Raw genomic sequence first — 19,064 nt, 5'->3', positions numbered from 1 at the left:
AATGAAGCGCCTCGCCGTCTACTGCGGTTCCGCCACCCCCGCCGATCCGCGTTACGTCGAACTTGCCCGCGATGTGGGCACCGCGCTGGCCCAGCAGGGCATTGGCGTCGTTTACGGCGGCGGACGCCTGGGCCTGATGGGCGCGGTCGCCGGCGCGGCGCTGGCCGCTGGCGGCGAATGCCTGGGCGTGATCCCCGAAGCCCTTGTGGGCGGCAATGGACGCGGCGGCGAAGTCGCCAACTACGACTGCGAACTGACCATCGTTGCCGACATGCATGAGCGCAAGGCTGCCTTCACCCGCCTGTCCGACGGTTTCCTAGTGCTGCCCGGCGGAGTCGGCACCATGGACGAGCTGTGGGAAGCGGTAAGCTGGTCGCAGCTGGGCTATCACAACAAGCCTGTCGGCGTGCTCAATGCCTTCGGGTTCTACGACGGGCTGCTGGCCTTCAACCGGCACATGGCCGACGTGGGCTTCGTGCGCCCCGCTCACCAGGGCATCATCCTTTCCGGCACGGAACTGGACCCGCTGCTGAACCTGATGCGTGCGCACGAACCGATCGTGCCGATCGTCAACATGGATCCGAACACGTTGTGAGATTTTCAGTTGCCGACTGAAAACCTTCTCGAATCCGTCGTTCACGAAGGTGGGCGCGCCCGGCGCGCCGCCCTTGTCACCGCCGCCCACGATTCCATCCGCAAGGGTTCCAAGAGCTTCGCCGCCGCCAGCCGCCTGTTCGATCGCACCACGCGCGAACGGGTCTGGCTGCTCTATGCCTGGTGCCGCGCCTGCGATGACATCGCTGACGAGCAGGACCACGGCCACCCCGCCGCACCGGTTCTGCTGGGCACCCGGCTCGACCCCGAATCGCGCCTCGCCACGATCCGCACCCTCACCGAACTCGCGATGGCGGGCGAGGAAACCGGCTCATCCGCCTTTGACGCGCTGGGCCAGCTGATGCGCGAAACCCCGGTGACCCCCGCCATGGTCGAGGACGTGCTGGCCGGCTTCGCGCTCGACGCCGCCGACTGGCGCCCGCGCAGCGAGGCCGACATGCTGCGCTATTGCTACCACGTGGCGGGCGCGGTGGGGGTGATGATGGCCGCCGTGATGGGCGTGCCGGCAGAGGACGAGGACACCCTCGACCGCGCCTGCGACCTGGGCATCGCCTTCCAACTCGGCAATATCGTGCGAGACGTGTGGGAGGACGACGCCAACGGGCGCTGCTACCTGCCCGTCGAATGGCTGGTCGAAGCCGACATCCCGCCCGGTGAAGTGACCAAGCCCCATTATCGCGGCGCCTTGGTCCCTCAAGTGGCGCGGGCCTGCGCGATGGCCCAGGATTACGAGGCCTCGGCCCGGGTCGGCGCGGCGCGCCTGGCCTTCCGCCAGCGCTGGGCGGTGCTCTCGGCTGCGAACATTTACGGCGGCATCGCGCGCGAGGTGCGACGGCTGGGCGCTCATGCCTGGGACCACCGTGTGACCATCGGCAAGGGGCGCAAGCTGGCCTTCGTCGCCCGTGCGTTCATGGCCGCGCGCGGCCCGGCGCCCGTGGCGGACAAGCCCGCAATGTCCCGGCGCGAATTGTCGGCACTGGCACGGGCACAGCGCTGAAACGGCGCGGCCTTTTCACATTCTGGAAATAATCGCGGGAGCCAGCCCGGCCTCCATGCGTTACTCCTGCACACAACCTCTCAGGAGAAACCCATGCTGTTCACCATCGCCGCCATTCTGATCGTTCTCTGGTTGCTGGGGCTGGTCGTATTCAAGGTATCGGGTGCGCTGATCCACCTGCTGCTGGTGATCGCGATCGTCGTCGGTCTGGTCCAGCTGTTCCGCGGTCGCCGCGGGGTCTAGGCCTTGCGCTGACCTCTGCAGCGCAAAATACCCTTACAAACAACGAAACGACCCAGGGCAGCTCAGGCTAGCCTGGGTCGTTTCGTTTTCATCGCAATTTCCAAAGAGGCGCGGCGCCGTCCGACCGTTCAGTGCGCCACTGGCGGCTGGTTCTTGTAGTAGCCGGGCGGATTGATGCGGCGGAACAGCCGGCCATGTTCGGAATAAAGCACCAGCACCAGCGCACCCAGACCGAAAACCACCATGGCGGCCAGAATCGGCCGGGCGCTGTCGTCGTAGGCCTGCCCGATCAGCGAACCCAGAACCGCCCCGAGCACCACGCGCACGAACGACATCACCGATGCCGCCGCGCCCGCGATCCGCGCGAAGGGCTGCAGAGCGATCGCCTGGAAGTTGGCGCCCATGAAGCTCATCATGCACATGCTCAGCGTCATCAGTATCAGGAAGGTCCACAGTCCCTCGCCCCGGAAGGCCAGAAGCAGGTGTACCGCAGCCAGTCCGATATAGGTCAGCAGCGCGGCGTGGCTCACCCGGCGCGCGCCGAAACGCTCAACAATGCGCGAATTGGCGAAGTTGGTGCAGGCCATGACCAGCGCCATGCCGCCGAACATCACGGGGAACAGGGTGCCCGCGCCGAAGTGCTCTCCCACCAGCTGCTGCGCGCTGTTGAGATAGCCGAACATCGCCCCCTGCGTCAGCGCCGCACCGAGGAAATAGCCCAGTGCCGCCCGCTCTCGCAGGGCCAGCCCCATGTTGCCGGCGATCACCTTGAGGTCCACCGGCTGGCGGAATTCCGGGTGCAGGGTTTCAGGCAGGCGCATCCAGGCCCAGGCGAAGACGCCGCCGGCAAGGCCGCCCATGATCCCGAAAATCCAGCGCCACCCGGCGAACAGCAGTACCGACTGCCCGATCATCGGCGCGATCATCGGCACGACCATGAAGGTCATGGCGATCAGCGACTGGGTACGCGCCATGCGGTCCCCGTCGAACCGGTCGCGCAGGATCGTCATCGGCATGACCATCATCGCCGAAGTGACAGCGCCCATCACCCCGCGCGCGACAAGCAGCAGTTCGAAGCTGCCGGAAATCGCACAAAGCAGCGAAAGCAGCATGTAAGCGGCGATCGCCACCAGCACCACCGGACGCCGCCCGAAGCGGTCGGCCAACGCACCGGGAAACAGCGAACCCAGCCCCGCGCAGATCAAAAACACGCCGATGATGAGCTGCCGCTGGTTGGGGTCGGCAAGCTGCAGGTCCTTGCTGATCGCGCCCAGCGCAGGCAACATGACGTCGATCGCCAAAGCCTGCAAAGCCTGAAGCGAAGCCATCATGGCCACGAATTCCAGCTCCTTCATCGGGAACTGAGGCGGATTGGCATCGGGGGCATGCATGGAAGGGGCATTGCCGCACTTACCGCTGGTTAGCCAGCCATAATAACGTCGCCGATGGCGCTTTCGCGGCGGGCGGCGCTATATGAGACCCGATGTCACCGCAGGACGAACAGCGCGAAGAAGAAGCAGATGGCCTGCGCAAGATCATCCACGTCGACATGGACGCCTTCTACGCCAGCGTCGAACAGCGAGACGATCCATCGCTGCGAGGACTCCCGGTGGCGGTCGGCGGCTCGTCGGGCCGCGGGGTGGTCGCCGCAGCCAGCTATGAGGCCCGCCGCTTCGGCGTGCGCTCGGCGATGCCCTCGGTCCGCGCCTCGCGACTTTGTCCCGAACTGGTGTTCCGCAAGCCCCGCTTCGAGGTCTACCGCGAGGTCAGCCAGCAGATCCGCGCGATCTTCCTGGACTATACCCCCCACGTCGAGCCGCTCTCCCTCGACGAGGCCTACCTTGACGTCACCGCCGATCTCAAGGGTATCGGGTCTGCCACCCGCATCGCACAGGAAATTCGCCGCCGCATCAAGGCCGACACGCAGCTGACCGCAAGCGCCGGGGTTTCCTACAACAAGTTCCTCGCCAAGCTCGCCAGCGATGAGAACAAACCCGACGGCCTTTGCGTTATCCGTCCCGGTCAGGGCGCGCAGTTCGTCGCGGGCCTGCCGGTTCGCCGCTTCCACGGCGTCGGCCCGCGCGGCGCCGAGAAAATGGCGCGGCTGGGCATAGAGACCGGCGCGGACCTTGCCACCAAGGACCTCGCCTTCCTGCGCGCCAACTTCGGCAGCTTCGCCGAGTACCTGTTCCGCGCGGCCCGAGGGGTGGACCTGCGGCAGGTCCGCGCCGATCGCCCGCGCAAGTCGCTGGGCGCCGAACGCACGTTCTTCGAGAACATCGAGGACCCGGCGGCGCTTCGGGAAACGATGGATCACATCATCGACGTGGTATGGGAGCGCATCGAACGGGCCGAAACGCGTGGCCGCACAGTCACACTGAAACTGCGCTACGCCGATTTCCAGACCCTGACCCGCGCCCGCTCGCTCACCCATTTCGTCGCGGACAAAGCACAGTTCGCCGGCATCGGCCATGCCTTGCTGGAAGACCAACTGCCCCTGCCCCAGCCGATCCGGCTGATGGGCCTCACCCTCTCGGCGCTGGAGCAGGAGGAAGAGGCTCGGCCCGCAGCGGATGGGCAGTTGTCGCTGCTCTAGAGCCTCAAAGCTCCCGCCTGCTAAGCAGAGCCAGCAACGAAATCCGGTTGAAGAACCACAGCCGCTGCAAGTCCAGCCGCGTGTACTTCGTCAACGTATTGGCAAAGGTATAGGGCGAATACCAGTGGTTGTGATCCGGGTGGACCGCCTCCAGAAATATGCCCGTCTGGCCCACATAGTCGAAATGGCGCTGCCCACACTGAAAGGCATCGGGCACCGATATCAGGAACAGCCCCGCATCGACCGCCTCCACTTGCGCCAGGAAGGCGGCGACGTCGGGCACATGCTCCATCACCTCGGGTACCAGCACGACATCGTAACTGCCTGTCACTTGCGCGAAGTCGGTGAACAATTCGCCCGAGACATGCGGCCGCAGCGCCTCCAGCGCCTCGGCATGGGGATCGAGACCGTCGAGTGCCGTGCAATGCGGTTCCAGCGCGACATGCAGCGAAGTGGCAGGATCGGTGATCGGCCAGTCCGCGCAGCCGACATGGAGCACCCGCTGCCCGGCGCACAGGCCCCGCAGCACGTCGAGTCGGCCAAGGCCCTCCAGTTCCGCGCTCACCGGCACCCTCTGGAGGAAATAAGGCGCATGGTTCGATTTCAGCGGCGAGTTCGCGGGTTCCTGCGACTCGGGCGAAATGGCGGGCGCCGCTATGGCGGAAACGTCAGCCTCATATATCCCGTCGTAGATGCCCAGCGTCGAGCCCCAAAGTTGATGGGCATAGACCTTGTCCGATCCTTCATACTTCACCCCGGTGAAGTGACGCGGTATGAAGTAGTGACTGGGGTAGATGCGCAGCGGAGTATAGCGATGCTTGCGGTAGCTGTCGGTTAGGCGCTGCGGGCCGACCGTCTGCCACGCCATCGCATCCGTTACGCTGGGCAAGGCGGCGATGTCCTCGACGATCTGCCGGACGAAGGAATTACCGGGCCGGCAGCCGAAATATCCGGCGGCGATCAGTCCGGGCCGGGCGATTTCGCTTTCCCAACAGGCGAAAGCCTCGCAGTCGAGCAGCCAGTCATCGAGGGGCGCGGTGCAGATCGCATCGGCATCGAATACCACGCCGCCGTGTTCGAGCAGGATTTCCCAGCGCATCATGTCGGCCACGCCGTTCAGTTCGCGGGTGCGCATTTGCGCCATGTGGTCCGCATTGATCCAGCCGCGGCCGTCGAGTTCGGCATTGCCCCATAAGTGGAAACGCCAGTCGGGATGGGCGGCGCGCCATGTTTCCATGCAGTTGTCCGGGCGCTTGCTCTCGTCGCCCACCCAGATGAAGTGAAACGTTCTGGGGATCATGCCTGCGCCTCCGACTGCCGCCGGTCTGCAAGCTAGGACGGCATGATGAAGGGCGTGAAAAGCGCCTCTACGCATATGCCGAAGGTTCTTCCCGGCCAATGGTAAGAGCGCAGGCAGGTCAGAACTTGTCGGCCGGAGCGGGCCTTTCTGCGGAAAAACGGCCTCGCTCCGACTGGGCGCCCCGGGTGCCGCCCCGGGGAACTCGTTGCCCCTTAGTCCTGCGGGATGACCCAGCGGATGGTCCCGTCGTATGTACCGGCAACCTTGTCGCCCATCGCGTCGCTGGCCGCGTCGAAGCGGGCGCGCTTGGCTACATTCCGACAGGTGGCGGCATCCAGCCCGGCATAACCGCTAGAGTGGGTGACGGTGCAGCCGGTTACCCGGCCCGCGAGGTCGATAGTAAGACGGAAACGTACCGTCCCGGTGTGCCCGGCGCGAATGTCGGTAGTGGGATAATCGTCCGTCGTCACCCAACCCGCCACGTTGCCGCGCGGCTTGGCGGCCTTCGATGCGAAGCGGGCAGGCGGATCGCTGGGCATAGGGGCGACGGTGAAAGTTTCACCCCTGTCGATCACCCCGCCTGTCGGCTGCACCGGGCCGATTGGCAGGACCGTCAGCGTGGTATCAGGGACGACCGGCAGCCTGGCGTCAGGCGCCCTTAAAGGCGTGTCCATCTGCACCCGCTCTTCAGGAAGGACCTTGGGCGTTTCCGTGGCCTGGGGCGGAACGGGGGCAGTGGGGTAAAGATTACTGGGCAAATGTCTGGGAGGTTCGGGCGCGAACAGGTTTACGGCAAAGCCATTCACCAGCGCGATCGCAAGACCACCCTGGATCAGGGCCACGATACCGCCGGTCAGCGCCTTTTTTCGATTACCGGAATATCCGTCAGCATAAGGTTCTCTGAATGACATGGGCATCCTCTCCTCATGCGGCCCAAGTTCTGCGACCCATCGCAGCCCCGGCACCGTTCATGGCATCGAGGATATCACGACTAATTCGCTTGGGAATTATTTTTTACTAAGGATACCAAGCGTTTAATTAGACATAGTTATTATCATCATGCTTATTTCCTATTGCGGTGCAGCATTGCCGGGCAGTTATCGTGCTGCGGCAAGGGCTTTCTGGCGGCGGCGCTGCACCGAGCTGCCCAGCCCGATAGCCTCTCGGTATTTGGCGACGGTACGCCGCGCCAGTTCAAACCCCTTGGCCTTGAGCAGGTCGACCAGCGCGTCGTCGGACAGGATCGTCTTGGCATCCTCGGCATCGATCAATTGACGGATCGCGGCCTTGACCGCTTCTGCCGAAGCCCCGCCCTCACCGTCCGCTGAAGCAACGCCCGAGCTGAAGAAGAACTTCAGTTCATACGTGCCGCGCGGGCAGTTGAGAAACTTGTTCGATGTGACCCGGCTGACGGTCGATTCGTGCATTCCGATAGCCTCAGCCACCGTGCGCAGCGTCAGCGGCCTGAGCTGCGAGACGCCGTGGCGGAAGAAGCCCTCTTGCTGCTTCACCAGTTCGGCAGCGACCTTGAGAATGGTCTTCTGCCTTTGGTCGAGCGCCTTTATCAGCCAATTGGCATCGGCCAGCTTGTCCGAAAGCCAGGCGCGCGAAGTCTTGTCCGCGCAGTCGCCCTTCAGTTCGACATAGTAGTCCCGGTTGACGATGAGCCTGGGCAGCGTCGCCTGGTTGAGCGCGATGTCCCAGCCGCCATCGGTGCGGGGCGTGACGAGAATATCGGGCGTCACCGCCCCGCTGGGCATGCCGCCAAAGCGCAGCCCGGGCTTGGGATCGTAGCCACGCAATTCGCCCAGCATGTCGGCGAAGTCCTCGTCATCGACGCCGCAAAGGCGCTTGAGCCGGGGCAGTTCGCCGCGCGCCAGAAGATCGAGGTTGTCGATCAGCCGGGCCATCAGCGGGTCGTAGCGGTCCGCCTCGCGGGCTTGTAGCGCGATGCATTCGGAAAGCGTGCGCGCGCCGACGCCGGTCGGATCGAGCGTCTGCACCAGTGCCAGGCCAGCCTCCATCTCGGCCAGTTCGAGGCCAAGATCGCCCGCCAGTTCGGGCAGGCTCACCGCAAGATACCCCGCCTCGTCAAGCTGCCCGATGATGTAATGCGCTATCCCGGCGGTCAGCGAATCGCGCGCGGCGGCGCCGACCTGCGCTTCCAGATGCTCGACCAGCGTCCCGCCCAGTGCAGGGCGGTCATCGATGCCCGGGCCTTCTTCACCGCCGGCACCGCGCACTTCGGCGCCCCAGTCGGCGCTATCGGCGCGCAACTGTCCATCGCCGGTGTCGCGGTCGCGGTCGAGCGCGCCAGTATCGATGTCTAGCGGACGGTCATCGGCGGCGCGGCCTTCACCGATCAACTGGTCGACGGAAGAACCTTCCAGCGTCGTGCGCCGCTCGTCGAGAGGTGCCTCACCGGGCATCTCAACCGAATCGCCGGATGCCGCCGCGCCCACGTCCAGCAATGGATTGGCGTCGAGCGCCTCGCCGATGAAGGTTTCGATCTCAAGATTGGACAGCGCCAGCAGCTTGATAGCCTGCTGAAGCTGCGGCGTCATCACCAGCGACTGGCTCTGCCTGATATCCAGGCGTGGCCCCAGAGCCATGGCTCAGACGTCCTGTCTGAACGGGTCCATGGCGCGCAGGCCAGCCATTACAGCGTGAAGCCTTCACCCAGATAGAGCCTGCGCACGTTCTCGTCCGCCACCAGTGCCTCGGGGCTGCCGGCAAAGAGGACCTGGCCGCCGTATATGATGCAGGCACGGTCGACGATGTCGAGCGTTTCCCGCACGTTATGGTCGGTGATGAGCACACCGATACCGCGGGTCTTGAGATCGCGCACTAGGTCGCGAATGTCCGAGATCGACAGGGGATCGATGCCCGCGAACGGTTCGTCCAGCAGCATGATCGAAGGCTTGGCGGCCAATGCGCGGGCTATCTCGCACCGACGACGTTCACCGCCCGAAAGCGCCATCGCCGCGCTTGAGCGCAGGCGGGTGAGGCCGAATTCGTCGAGCAGCCGGTCCAGCTCGGCTTGGCGGACATCGCGGTCGGGCTCGTTGAGTTCGAGCACGGCGCTGATATTCTGCTCAACCGTCATGCCCCGGAAGATCGAGGTTTCCTGCGGCAGATAGCCTAGCCCGAGGATTGCACGTCGGTACATCGGCAGGCGGGTCACGTCGACGCCGTCCATCAGAATACGGCCCGAATCAGGGCGCACCAGCCCCATGATCGAATAGAAACAGGTGGTCTTGCCCGCACCATTGGGTCCGAGCAGGCCGAGAACCTCACCCTTCGCCACCGAAAGCGAGATATCGCTCAGGACGGTGCGCTTGTCATAGCTTTTGGCGATCGAAATAACCTCGAGCCCGCCATTCTGGGCAAGAAGCGCGGCATCGGTAGCGCCGTGGTCGGCGCCGTGGTCCTGCGAAAGATCGGTGCTGGCAGTCATCGCGCGGGACTTAACGCAGGCAGGCGGGGCACCGCAAGCAGGCATTTCTGCATAGTCGTACCGATTGGCAGGTTTCGTGCATGTCTCATACCAGACCCACCCTGCTGCAATGCGTCACGCCCTTCGCAATTGCAAAAAATGAAAGTGAATTTGACCTGAATGACATTAGGTGATGTACTCTATAAAGCGACGAGGCGCACATACCAACGAGGAGAATCGCCCTCATGGAGAGGATATCGGAACATGCAGCGCATCAATCGGCGCCCGGTTCCAATGCGAGCACGCCGGGCATATCCCAGGCAGGCACTTTTTCTCGGGATTCGGGAACAGCCGGGCATACCGCACGAATGATCGACTGGCGTCGCAAGATGAGCGACCACATCGCTTATGCTCTTCTCGTCTATACGGCCCTGCAGATTTTCGTGACGGTCGGCGCGCTCAAGGCGCATGGCGGTTCGCTGCTACCATACTTCGCGCTGGTCATTCTGGTGGTGGCTATCATCCCGGCTTGCCGCCGTTTCGAATCGCGCTGGAACCGCCTGACGGATGAACAGGCCCACGCCCCCTCTCTGGCGCCTTACTACAAGCGCGACCGGCTGGCGCTGTGGGCGCTTGCCATTGGGCTGCCTTTTGCGCTGACCGCTTTGTTCAAGGGCCTTGCTCTCGTTTTCAGATAGATCCCGCAGCCCTACGGTCAGACAATCCGCGCAACTCCCGTTTGCCCTTCGTCCGTGCGGCGACTAGGGCGGGCGCCACGTATTATCGGCACTCGGGAGTTCACAACCACCATGCTCACCCCGGATCAGGCAAGGGACCGCGCACTCGATCTTGTGGACCGCGCGCGCCGCGCCGGGGCAGATGCCGCCGACGCCGTCTATGGCGCCAGTTCCTCCGAAGGCATCCAGGTGCGCCTGGGCAAGCTGGAGGACGTCGAGCGTTCCGAAAGCGAGCACATCGCTCTGCGCGTGTTCTCGGGCACGAGATCGGCCAGCATCGGGTCGTCCGATCTCTCGCCCGGCGCGCTGGATGAACTGGCCGCCCGTGCCATCGACATGGCCCGCGCCGCGCCCGAGGACGCCTACGCCGGCTTCGCGCCCGCAGAACTGCTTACCCAGGGCCCCTGGCCCGAACTCGACCTGATAGACCCGGCCGAACCCGCGCCCGCCGCTTTGCGCGCCATGGCCGAGGAAGCCGAGGACGCCGCCCGTGCGGTTGCCGGCATCACCAATTCCGATGGCGCAACCGCCAGCGCCGGTCTCGGCGTGTTCGCGCTCGCAACCAGCCACGGCTTTTCCGGGGCTTATGGCTCCACCAACCACTCGATCAGCGCTTCGGTGGTCGGCGGCGAAGGTTCGGGCAAGCAACGCGACAACGCCTGGCGCAGCGCGCATCACGGGACCGACCTGCCCTCCCCCGCAGAGATCGGCCGCCTCGCGGGCGAACGCACGGCGGCGAAGCTCGGCTCGGGCAAGATGAAAAGCGGCGCGATGCCGGTCATATTCGATCCGCGCGTGTCCGCCACTCTCGTCGGCCACCTGCTGGGCGCGATCACCGGCCATGCCATCGCCCGGCGCTCCAGCTTCCTTCTCGACAAGCTGGGCGAGCAGATCTTCGCCCCCGGCATTCTGATCGCTGAAGATCCCCATGCCCCGCGCGGCCTGCGCTCGCGCCCGTTTGACGGCGAAGGGCTGGCGACGCGGGCGCGCAATATCGTCGAGGACGGCCGGGTGACAGGCTGGCTGCTCGATTCGGCCGCCGCCCGCCAGCTTGGCGGCGTGCCCACGGGCCATGCCGCGCGTAGCGGCGGCGGCGCTCCCGGCGTGACGACGGGCAACATCCACCTCGCGGCAGGCGCCCTCTCGCCAGCCGAGTTGATGGCCGACATCGCTGATGGCGTGTATGTGACGGAACTGATCGGCCAGGGCGTCAACGGCGTCACCGGCGATTACAGCCGGGGCGCAGCGGGCTTCCGCATTGTTGGCGGCGAACTCGCCGGGCCGATCTCGGAATTCACCATCGCCGGCAACCTGCTGCGTATGTTCGCGCAGATTACCGCGGCGAGCGATCTCGAATGGCACCGTGCCATCAACGTGCCGACCTTGCGGGTGGACGGCATGACCATCGCTGGAGACTGAGGCGCGGGAAGCTACGCTTGCCTTGAATTGACGCCCCCCTACCTGAGAATAACTCGCAAGTAGGGGGTTCGACGCCGTTCACGCAGACCATCCCCTTCGGACAGGGCGCGACGCGCGAAGCCCCCGTCGAGGACGCATTGGAGATGGCGTTCGAAGTAGGCCCCCGCTCACGCGCGTTGGCTGACCAGGACGAAGACCTAAACAGCCGAGTGCAACGGCAGTCACGGCCGCCTACGGCGTCCGGGCGAAGGATCGGTCATGATCGATGCGGCGGCGTGACAAACCACAGGCACGCAAAAAGGAATACCGAATTGCGTTTGGCCAACGATGTATCTGGGAATACCGCAAAAACTGGAGCGGGCGAAGGGATTCGAACCCTCGACCCCAACCTTGGCAAGAAGACCGACTGGCTTTTCCTGAGTACGCCTGACTTGGATTAAGTACGTAAATTCAGTCATATAGCGTAACCCATCTTTTCCGAAGTGCGATCGCGTAGCCTAAAATGGGCTTGCGCCTGGTGACAATATGGTGACAAAATGCACGGCCAGAAATTTTGTCACCAAACGGGGAAAATTCATGCCCACGGTCAAGCTAACCAAACGCAGCGTTGATGGGCTGCTCCCTCCCGCCAAAGGGCAAGCCGTGCTCTGGGATGCAGAAGTCCGGGGCTTCGGCGCACGCATCCTGTCTTCGGGTACAAAGACCTTTATCCTGCAATATCGGAATCCAGAGGGCATCCAGCGCCGAATCAATATTGGCCGATATGGCATACTGACGGTTGATCAAGCTCGCGATCAGGCGAAGCTGCACCTCGCTTCTGTTATCCAAGGCGAAGATCCCGCCGACGAGAATCGCCGGGCACGCAAAGGTATGACGGTCGCTGAGATGTGCGATTGGTACCTGATCGAGGCGCGTGCCGGGAACATCCTCGGAAGGCTGAACCGCCCGATAAAGGCGTCATCGCTTGATATGGATGAAAGCCGGATCAAGACGCATATCATCCCCCTCCTCGGCAAGCGCGTGGTCACGCAGTTGAGCATCGCCGATGTCGAGCAGATGCAATCCGACGTGAAAAATGGGAAAACGGCCAAAGCCCGCACTGGTGGACGTGGTGGAAAGGCGACCGGCGGAGCCGGTGTCGCCTCTAGGTGCCTTGGCACAATTCAGGCAATCATCGGCCACGCCAAGCACAAGGGATTGCTGGCCAACCATCCCACCCAAGGCGCCAAGAAACTGGCCAGCAAGAAGCGAACCCGGCGATTGAGTGTTGCCGAGATCGAGATGCTCGGCAAGGCGCTTGCCTATGCCGAGCAAAATCATGAGAATCCTGTTGCGCTGGGCGTCCTGCAAACACTCCTTCTGACCGGTTATCGCCGGGAAGAGGCGCAAGCCATGCAGAGGGCCTGGGTCAATGCTACGGGCGGATTTGTCAGCTTCCCTGACACCAAGGGCGGCGCGCAGGTGCGTGCAATTGGGCCCGCAGCGCTCAAAGTAATCCAGAGTCAGGCGGAAATCGTCGGCAACCCTCACGTTTTCCCGTCTGAAGTTGGGGCCGGCCCATACACTGCTGTAAGCTCCTGCCTGGATCGTGTTTGCAAACTCGCGGGGATTTCGGGGGTGACACCCCACACCCTGCGGCATACGTTCGGGAGCATCGCGGGCGAACTCGGTTTTTCGGAACTCACGATCCGCGCCATGCTCGGGCACGCCTCCCAGAACGTGACGCAGGATTACATCCATATCGATGAGGCGCTGAAGCTGGCGATCCAACGGACTTCGGATGAGATCGCTCGGTTGTTGGAGGTCGGAGCGGCGCGACTGCAAACGATGCAGCAAGCCGCGTGACCTTTGATCTACCGGCCTGGATCGCGCCGGGCGGAATTCTGTCCGAAATCCCACTGTTGAAAATTAACCTTCAAGGTGTATATTGAATGGCGAGAAAGAGAGTCCCGCACCACAATCTCTCCGCCGTGCAGGCGAAGTTTTGTGATGTGGCAAGCTTGGAGATCACGCGGACGGCAACGCGTAGTGCTCAAGCCTTGGGCTACTCGCTCGGAGATGTGGTGGCGGTTGTACAGGCCCTTGAACCTCGGGACTTTGTGAAGTCGGAGACGGCTCACAATCCGGTGAACTCGAAGGTTTGGCACGACAGCTACCGGATCCCGTGCGACGGTCTGTATCTCTATCTGAAGTTTGCCGGCGAGACGCTGATCGATGTCGTGCTTACGTCGTTCAAGGAGGTTTGAAGGTGACGCAGACACGGATTCATCCCGAGACCGGCCAGGTCCTCCGTCGCGACGCCCGTGTGCAAACGGTCAGCGTTGGGTCGATGTCGCGCGAGATAGAGGTGCTGGGCTGGTATCCTGAAGGCGATGGTGATTCCATCCATTCGGGGACCGAGCTGCAAGCTCTGGATCAGGCCTATCTCGAGCTGCGCACGGCTTATGCCGCGCGCGTCAAGGCTGTGCGAAAGAAGCTTGGCCTCACCCAGGAAGAGGCAGGCCGGATTATCGGTGGCGGACGTCGCGCTTTTCAGAAGTACGAGAGCGGTACGACACCGCCGAGCGAGGCTGCTGTCGGATTGATCGAAATCCTTGACCGCCACCCCGAGGAATTGGAGACTCTCCGACACCTCCGCAGGCTCTCCTCGCGGGATAGCATTCGGCAACCTTCGACGCCTTCCGGCAAGAAAGGGCCTTCCGCGAAGGGCGTTCGTAGCCCCGCTGTCGCAGCCTGAGTCTGTGTTAGTTCAGCCCAGGCGATGATACGATAGCGTCCGTTGCGACGCGCGCCAACAAACCGAATGCGGCCCGAAGAGCAAAGTCCGGCAATGTCACGCCGTGCAGTTTTGAGGCTTACCTTCCAGTCGGCCGAAATGTCGTCTGCACGGCAAAAATGGCCAGCGCCGACTCGGGCAAGAAACCAGCGCTGCCTCTCGTTCAGCGCTCTGTTCATTGGGTCATTTATTGGGACATATTCAGGGTCATTTATACGGCCATTTTCAGGCCAATCCTGCCGGGATGTTTGCGGTTCCGGCATGACGGGACCGCCAAACGTGCGAAGCTGGGTAGCTAGCTGATGTGCTAATTCTGCTGTTTGTGTGCTTTCGATCAGCCCAAGGACAAATGCCCTGATCACCGGAGAGTTTGTTAATAGGCGAAGGAAGAAAACAGTATCCGGCCCATGCTGTCCAGCCATCCAATGCTTAACAGTGCGCTCGCTTGCGTCTGTCATGCTCATGATTTGTTTCACGGCGCGATGGCTGCCTCCGTGTTCACGCCTCAGTAAATTCGCGATGGTTTCGGCATAGTCTTGGCGTCCAGCCAGTGCCCCCTTCCAGGTCGGCAACCTCCTGCCCCTTTTCGGCAACATCTTCCGCTCCTTTCCCACATATACTGGTCAAAGTGCGGGAATGCCGGAGATGTCCGTAGTTCGCGCTGCAGCGGTTGGTCGCCCTGGCCACGGCAGCATGGTGATCGAAAGGGCGCAAATTGCAGGACCGGGGTTACGACGACAGCGACAGCAAGAACGAGCATGGCCCAAGGCTCGTGCGCGCGGCTGAATATGTCCGCATGTCGACGGACCATCAGAAATACTCGACCGAGAATCAGGCAGATGCGATCCGGCACTATGCTGCCACTCGTGGAATCGAGATCGTGCGAACCTATGCAGACGCGGGGAAAAGCGGGCTCAAGATCGAAGGACGCGACGCTCTCAAGCGGTTGATCGACGACGTTCAAACCGGTGCCGCCGACTTCACGATGATCCTGGTATACGACATCAGCCGTTGGGGCCGTTTCCAGGACGCTGATGAAAGCGCCTACTACGAGTACATCTGCAAGCGCGCCGGGATCGCAGTGCTGTACTGCGCGGAGCAGTTCGAGAATGACGGCAGCCCCGTCTCGACCATCGTAAAGGGCGTGAAGCGCGCGATGGCCGGCGAATACAGCCGGGAGCTGTCGACCAAGGTCTTCGCAGGGCAGGGACGGCTCATCGAGAAGGGCTACCGCCAAGGCGGGCCTGCTGGGTTCGGCCTGCGCCGGACCCTGATCGACGAGACGGGCTCGACAAAGGGCGTGCTCACGCGGGGCGAGCACAAGAGCATCCAGACCGACCGGGTGATTTTGACACCAGGGCCGGATGAAGAAATCGCGGTAGTCCGCAGCGTCTACGAGGCCTTCGTGCATGACGGGCTTAGCGAGCGCGAGATTGCCGATGACCTCAACAGCCGAGGCATCGCCACCGATTTGGGCCGACCATGGACGCGCGGCACGGTCCATCAGCTCCTCATCAACGGCAAGTACGTCGGCGACAATGTGTGGAACCGGCAGTCGTTCAAGCTGAAGAAGAAGCGGGTCCGCAACCACCCCGAAATGTGGATTCGCAGCCCTGGTGCCTTCGAGGCGATCGTCGAGCGCGACCTGTTCGATGCCGCACAGGCTCTCATCGGCGCACGGTCCTTCAGGCTGTCCGATACCGAAATGCTCGATGCGCTGCGCACGGTTTATGAAAGCAAGGGCCTGCTCTCGGGGATCATCATCGACGAATGTGAGGGCCTGCCCTCCAGCAGCGCCTATTCGTCGCGGTTTGGCAGCTTGCTGCGGGCCTACAGTCTCGTCGGCTATTCGCCGGATCGCGACTATCGCTACCTTGCCGTCAATCGTGCGCTGCGTCGCCTCCACCCGGACATCCTTCGCCAGGTCCTCGACGGCCTGAAGGCCCAAGGCAGTGAAGCCTGGCAAGATCTGGAAACGGACCGGGTCATCGTGAACGATGAGTTCAGTCTGTCGATCGTCATCGTCCGCTGCACGCCCACGCCGACGGGTCTGCTGCGCTGGAAGATCCGCTTCGACACATCCAAGATGCCTGACATCACCCTCGTGGTCCGCATGGATGCCAGCAACCGGCAGCCGTTCGACTACTATCTTTTCCCGAGCCTTGATGTTGCCGCCGAACGGGTGCGCCTCGCCGAAGACAATGACCTGCTGCTCGATGCGTACCGCTTCGACGCTCTCGATTTCTTCTACGAGATCGCTGCACCCGTCAGAGTTGCGGAGGCTGCCTGATGACCGTTACCCGTCCCCAGACCATCGAGATGATCCCGATTTCGCGGATCACCGTGCTTAACCCCCGGGCGCGCAACAAGCGTCAGCACCGCGAGATCGTCAACAATATCGAGACCATCGGCCTCAAGCGTCCGATCACGGTCAGCAAGCATGATGGTCCGGGCGGCACGCGCTACGATTTGGTCTGCGGCGAAGGGCGGCTCGAGGCGTTCCAGATGCTTGGCCAGATCGAGATTCCGGCGGTCGTGATCGAAGCCAGCGAGAGCGAATGCCTCGTCATGAGCCTGGTGGAGAACATTGCACGCCGGGTGCAACGTCCGATCGACGTCATGAACGAGATCGGTGCCTTGCGGAAACGCGGTTACACCGAAGCCGAGATCTCCCGCAAAATCGGCATCACCAGTTCGTGGGTCAGCATGATCGTGACCCTGCTCGAGCGCGGCGAAGAAAGGTTGCTGTCGGCTGTCGAGACGGGGCTGATCCCCATCAGCCTTGCCATGGAAATCTCGCGTGCAGAAAGCGAAGAGGCGCAAAACCTACTCCTTGATGCCTATGAGACCGGCAAGCTGCGCGGCAAGAAGCTGGCATCGGTTCGCCGACTTCTCGATCTCCGCATGCGCGGCCGCAGCAAGTCTATGACGTCAGGAAAGTTTGGAAGGAAAGGCACTAATCGGAAGCTGACGGCCGGCGACCTGATGCAGGTCTATCAGCGCGAGGCGGAAAAGCAGCGTCTGCTCGTGAAGAAATCTGATTTCACGCAGACCCGCCTTCTCTTCATTGTTGAGGCAATCAAGGATTTGCTCACGGACGACGGGTTTCTGACCCTGCTGAGGGCGGAAGGGCTCGAAACGATGCCCCGGGCGCTGGCCATGCGGATCGCAGGGGAAATCGATGACTGATTGGCCGCAAACAGAACGGCCGGCGGCGGATCCCGGTGCCGATAATCGTGTGCGTCTGGGTTTTGAGCGGCAGTCTGTGACACTCCGCATCGATCAGATCGTGCCGTTGAAAACATTACGGGAGGGCGTGCGGGAGAGCCGCAAATACGCCCAGATCGTGAGTTCGGTCAAAGCGATCGGATTGGTCGAAGCCCCTGCCGTCGTCTCAAACCCCAAGAATGCAGAGCAGTACTTCCTTCTTGATGGTCATCTGCGCATCGAGGTGCTGAAGCAGCTCGGCGTAGAGACGGTAGAGTGCCTCGTCGCCAATGATGACGAGACCTACACATACAACAAGCGCGTCAATCGCCTGCCCCCGGTGCAGGAGCACCGCATGATCGTCAGGGCTGTCGAGCGCGGCGTCACCGAGGCTGTGATCGCCGACGCCCTCGGCCTGGAGGTGGGATCGATTCGCGCGCGTTTCCGCCTGCTCGACGGTATCTGCGACGAGACAGCGGATATGCTCAAGGACACCAATTGTTCGATGAGGGTGTTCGACATGCTGCGCCGCATGTCGCCCATGCGTCAAATCGAGGCTGCGGACCTCATGATCGGGCAGAACAATTATTCGCTGATCTTCGCACGCGCACTCTTAGCGGCCACACCGGAAGATCAGCTGACAGCGCCAGCGAAAAAGGCGCGCAAGAACGATTTGGTCGGTCCGACTAGCCAGCAGATTTCCCGGATGGAGCGTGAGCTTGCCACTCTCCAGACACAGGTGAAATCGGTCGAGGACAGCTATGGCATCGACAACCTCCACCTCACGTTTGCGCGCGGCTACGTCGCGAAGCTGCTTGGCAACGCCCGGGTCGTTCGTTGGCTGTCGAACAATCGGCAGGAATACCTGTCCGAGTTTCAGCGCATCGCGGAAATCGAGACGATTGGAACGGTTGCTGCGCCTGCGCCGCAGGAATGAAATGATGGGGCCCCGGACCCATTAAGCGCGGGGACCATGGGAGACGCCGCACGTTGGGGCGGATCAATCGTGGTGGTGGGGATGGCGGCGAACCCGCAAGGAGCCCACCAGGTCGGCCGTCATATGGTCCGACCGCATGCGTGCTTTTCGCGCATGTCGCAGGCGGGCGTGCGTCGAAAAGCGGGATTTTACGCACGCCCATCACTTTAGCCCGTCTGTCGAGCATTCAAGCGCTGACAGGAGCTGTGGCCCCGCCCGAAGGCGGGGCCACTCCCGGCGCCTTAGCTTGGCGGATTCCAGATGATGACCTTCTTCGAAGGGTCATCACCCGGCGCGTTGGCGATGTTGCCATAGATGGTGCCGAATTCCGGAGCCGAGAGCGAGACCGAAACATATTCGGCGCCGGTGTTCTGGGAGAAGCGCTTCTAGCCTGCGCCGAGTTCGAAGCCGTTCTTTCGGCTGACAATGCGGTAGTCTGGTTCGCTGTCCTTGGCTTTGCGGTTGTTGGGGATGATCGCGATAGGCGCAGAAACAGTAAGCGTCGCGAGGTTGCCTTCGAAGCTGTCGTCGGACTTCACGGTGAGGTTTGCGATGGTAGCCATGTCGTTTCTCCTTGCAGGTCGGGGACCATCCCCGATGGCGCCAAAAGAAGGGGCCGGGAGCCGCCGTCACCGCAGCGCAAGCGAAGGGCGAACCCCGAACGGGGTTGACGGCCTAAGGCGATCCGAGACCCGTAGACGGGCGACAAGTAGGGGTGGTTTTCGTTCTCGCGGAGAAGGCTAGGATGATCGCGCAAGCGCT

17 protein-coding genes and 1 pseudogene are annotated in these 19,064 nt (G+C 62.7%); 12 read left to right on the top strand and 6 right to left on the bottom strand.

The genetic code is table 11. The features are described 5' to 3' along the window. Position 1 precedes the first annotated feature (1 nt). From V474_RS15765 to V474_RS25650, 3 genes are all read left to right on the top strand, one after another. The gene (locus V474_RS15765) at positions 2-595 is read left to right on the top strand and encodes an LOG family protein (protein WP_043972169.1); all 594 of its coding nucleotides are present in this window, start codon (positions 2-4) and stop codon (positions 593-595) included. 9 nt (positions 596-604) lie between these two features. After that, positions 605-1,612: a phytoene/squalene synthase family protein gene (locus V474_RS15760; RefSeq protein WP_059152403.1), complete on the top strand. Its 1,008-nt coding sequence runs from the start codon at positions 605-607 to the stop codon at positions 1,610-1,612. A 93-nt stretch (positions 1,613-1,705) separates the two neighbouring features. Beyond that, positions 1,706-1,855: a lmo0937 family membrane protein gene (locus V474_RS25650; protein WP_113941880.1), complete on the top strand. Its 150-nt coding sequence runs from the start codon at positions 1,706-1,708 to the stop codon at positions 1,853-1,855. Between the two features lie 128 nt (positions 1,856-1,983). Here the strand turns inward: V474_RS25650 and V474_RS15755 are convergent, their stop codons facing one another. Beyond that, positions 1,984-3,246 carry a multidrug effflux MFS transporter gene (locus V474_RS15755; RefSeq protein ID WP_059152402.1) on the bottom strand — a complete coding sequence of 421 codons (1,263 nt, stop codon included), beginning with the start codon at positions 3,244-3,246 and terminating at the stop codon, positions 1,984-1,986. Positions 3,247-3,338: 92 nt separating this feature from the next. Between V474_RS15755 and dinB the strand changes: the two genes are divergently transcribed. Continuing rightward, on the top strand, positions 3,339-4,451 hold the full coding sequence (dinB, locus tag V474_RS15750) for a DNA polymerase IV (RefSeq protein WP_059152401.1): 1,113 nt from the start codon (positions 3,339-3,341) through the stop codon (positions 4,449-4,451). A gap of 4 nt (positions 4,452-4,455) precedes the next feature. On the opposite strand, the gene V474_RS15745 is transcribed toward dinB, so the two are convergent. The 4 genes from V474_RS15745 to lptB form a co-directional block, all read right to left on the bottom strand. Further along, positions 4,456-5,751, bottom strand: a complete 1,296-nt coding sequence (locus V474_RS15745) for a glycosyltransferase (RefSeq protein ID WP_059152400.1) — start codon at positions 5,749-5,751, stop codon at positions 4,456-4,458. A gap of 212 nt (positions 5,752-5,963) precedes the next feature. Continuing rightward, a complete protein-coding gene (locus tag V474_RS15740) occupies positions 5,964-6,662 on the bottom strand; it encodes an energy transducer TonB (RefSeq protein ID WP_059152399.1) in 699 nt (232 codons plus the stop codon). A 186-nt stretch (positions 6,663-6,848) separates the two neighbouring features. Then, on the bottom strand, positions 6,849-8,363 hold the full coding sequence (rpoN, locus tag V474_RS15735) for an RNA polymerase factor sigma-54 (RefSeq protein WP_059152398.1): 1,515 nt from the start codon (positions 8,361-8,363) through the stop codon (positions 6,849-6,851). Positions 8,364-8,410: 47 nt separating this feature from the next. Then, entirely contained in the window at positions 8,411-9,208 is a 798-nt protein-coding gene (gene lptB, locus V474_RS15730; protein ID WP_059152397.1) for an LPS export ABC transporter ATP-binding protein, read from the bottom strand. 347 nt (positions 9,209-9,555) lie between these two features. Here lptB and V474_RS15725 point away from each other — a divergent pair, with 347 nt between their 5' ends. The 8 genes from V474_RS15725 (at position 9,556) to V474_RS15690 (ending at position 18,263) form a co-directional block, all read left to right on the top strand. Further along, entirely contained in the window at positions 9,556-9,885 is a 330-nt protein-coding gene (locus V474_RS15725; RefSeq protein ID WP_236711287.1) for a hypothetical protein, read from the top strand. Positions 9,886-9,996: 111 nt separating this feature from the next. Beyond that, entirely contained in the window at positions 9,997-11,343 is a 1,347-nt protein-coding gene (locus V474_RS15720) for a TldD/PmbA family protein (protein WP_059152395.1), read from the top strand. A 576-nt stretch (positions 11,344-11,919) separates the two neighbouring features. Next, complete coding sequence (locus tag V474_RS15715) at positions 11,920-13,188, top strand: tyrosine-type recombinase/integrase (RefSeq protein ID WP_059152394.1); 1,269 nt, start codon at positions 11,920-11,922, stop codon at positions 13,186-13,188. A gap of 86 nt (positions 13,189-13,274) precedes the next feature. Beyond that, entirely contained in the window at positions 13,275-13,589 is a 315-nt protein-coding gene (locus V474_RS15710; protein ID WP_059152393.1) for a type II toxin-antitoxin system MqsR family toxin, read from the top strand. A 2-nt stretch (positions 13,590-13,591) separates the two neighbouring features. Further along, positions 13,592-14,080 (top strand): type II TA system antitoxin MqsA family protein, encoded by a 489-nt coding sequence (locus V474_RS15705; protein ID WP_059152392.1) that lies wholly within the window; start codon positions 13,592-13,594, stop codon positions 14,078-14,080. A gap of 754 nt (positions 14,081-14,834) precedes the next feature. Beyond that, the gene (locus V474_RS15700) at positions 14,835-16,409 is read left to right on the top strand and encodes a recombinase family protein (RefSeq protein ID WP_059152391.1); all 1,575 of its coding nucleotides are present in this window, start codon (positions 14,835-14,837) and stop codon (positions 16,407-16,409) included. After that, complete coding sequence (locus V474_RS15695) at positions 16,409-17,308, top strand: plasmid partitioning protein RepB C-terminal domain-containing protein (RefSeq protein ID WP_059152390.1); 900 nt, start codon at positions 16,409-16,411, stop codon at positions 17,306-17,308. The genes V474_RS15700 and V474_RS15695 overlap by 1 nt, the downstream gene beginning before the upstream one ends. Continuing rightward, entirely contained in the window at positions 17,301-18,263 is a 963-nt protein-coding gene (locus V474_RS15690; RefSeq protein WP_059152389.1) for a plasmid partitioning protein RepB C-terminal domain-containing protein, read from the top strand. Before V474_RS15695 ends, V474_RS15690 begins: the two co-directional genes overlap by 8 nt. Positions 18,264-18,544: 281 nt before the next feature. Here V474_RS15690 and V474_RS15685 read toward each other — a convergent pair. Then, positions 18,545-18,865 (bottom strand): annotated as a pseudogene (locus V474_RS15685) (DUF736 domain-containing protein). Positions 18,866-19,064: the final 199 nt, after the last annotated feature.

The organism is Novosphingobium barchaimii LL02, assembly GCF_001046635.1.
Classification (GTDB): Bacteria; Pseudomonadota; Alphaproteobacteria; order Sphingomonadales; family Sphingomonadaceae; genus Novosphingobium; species Novosphingobium barchaimii.
This window is presented reverse-complemented; position numbering and strand designations above follow the sequence as displayed.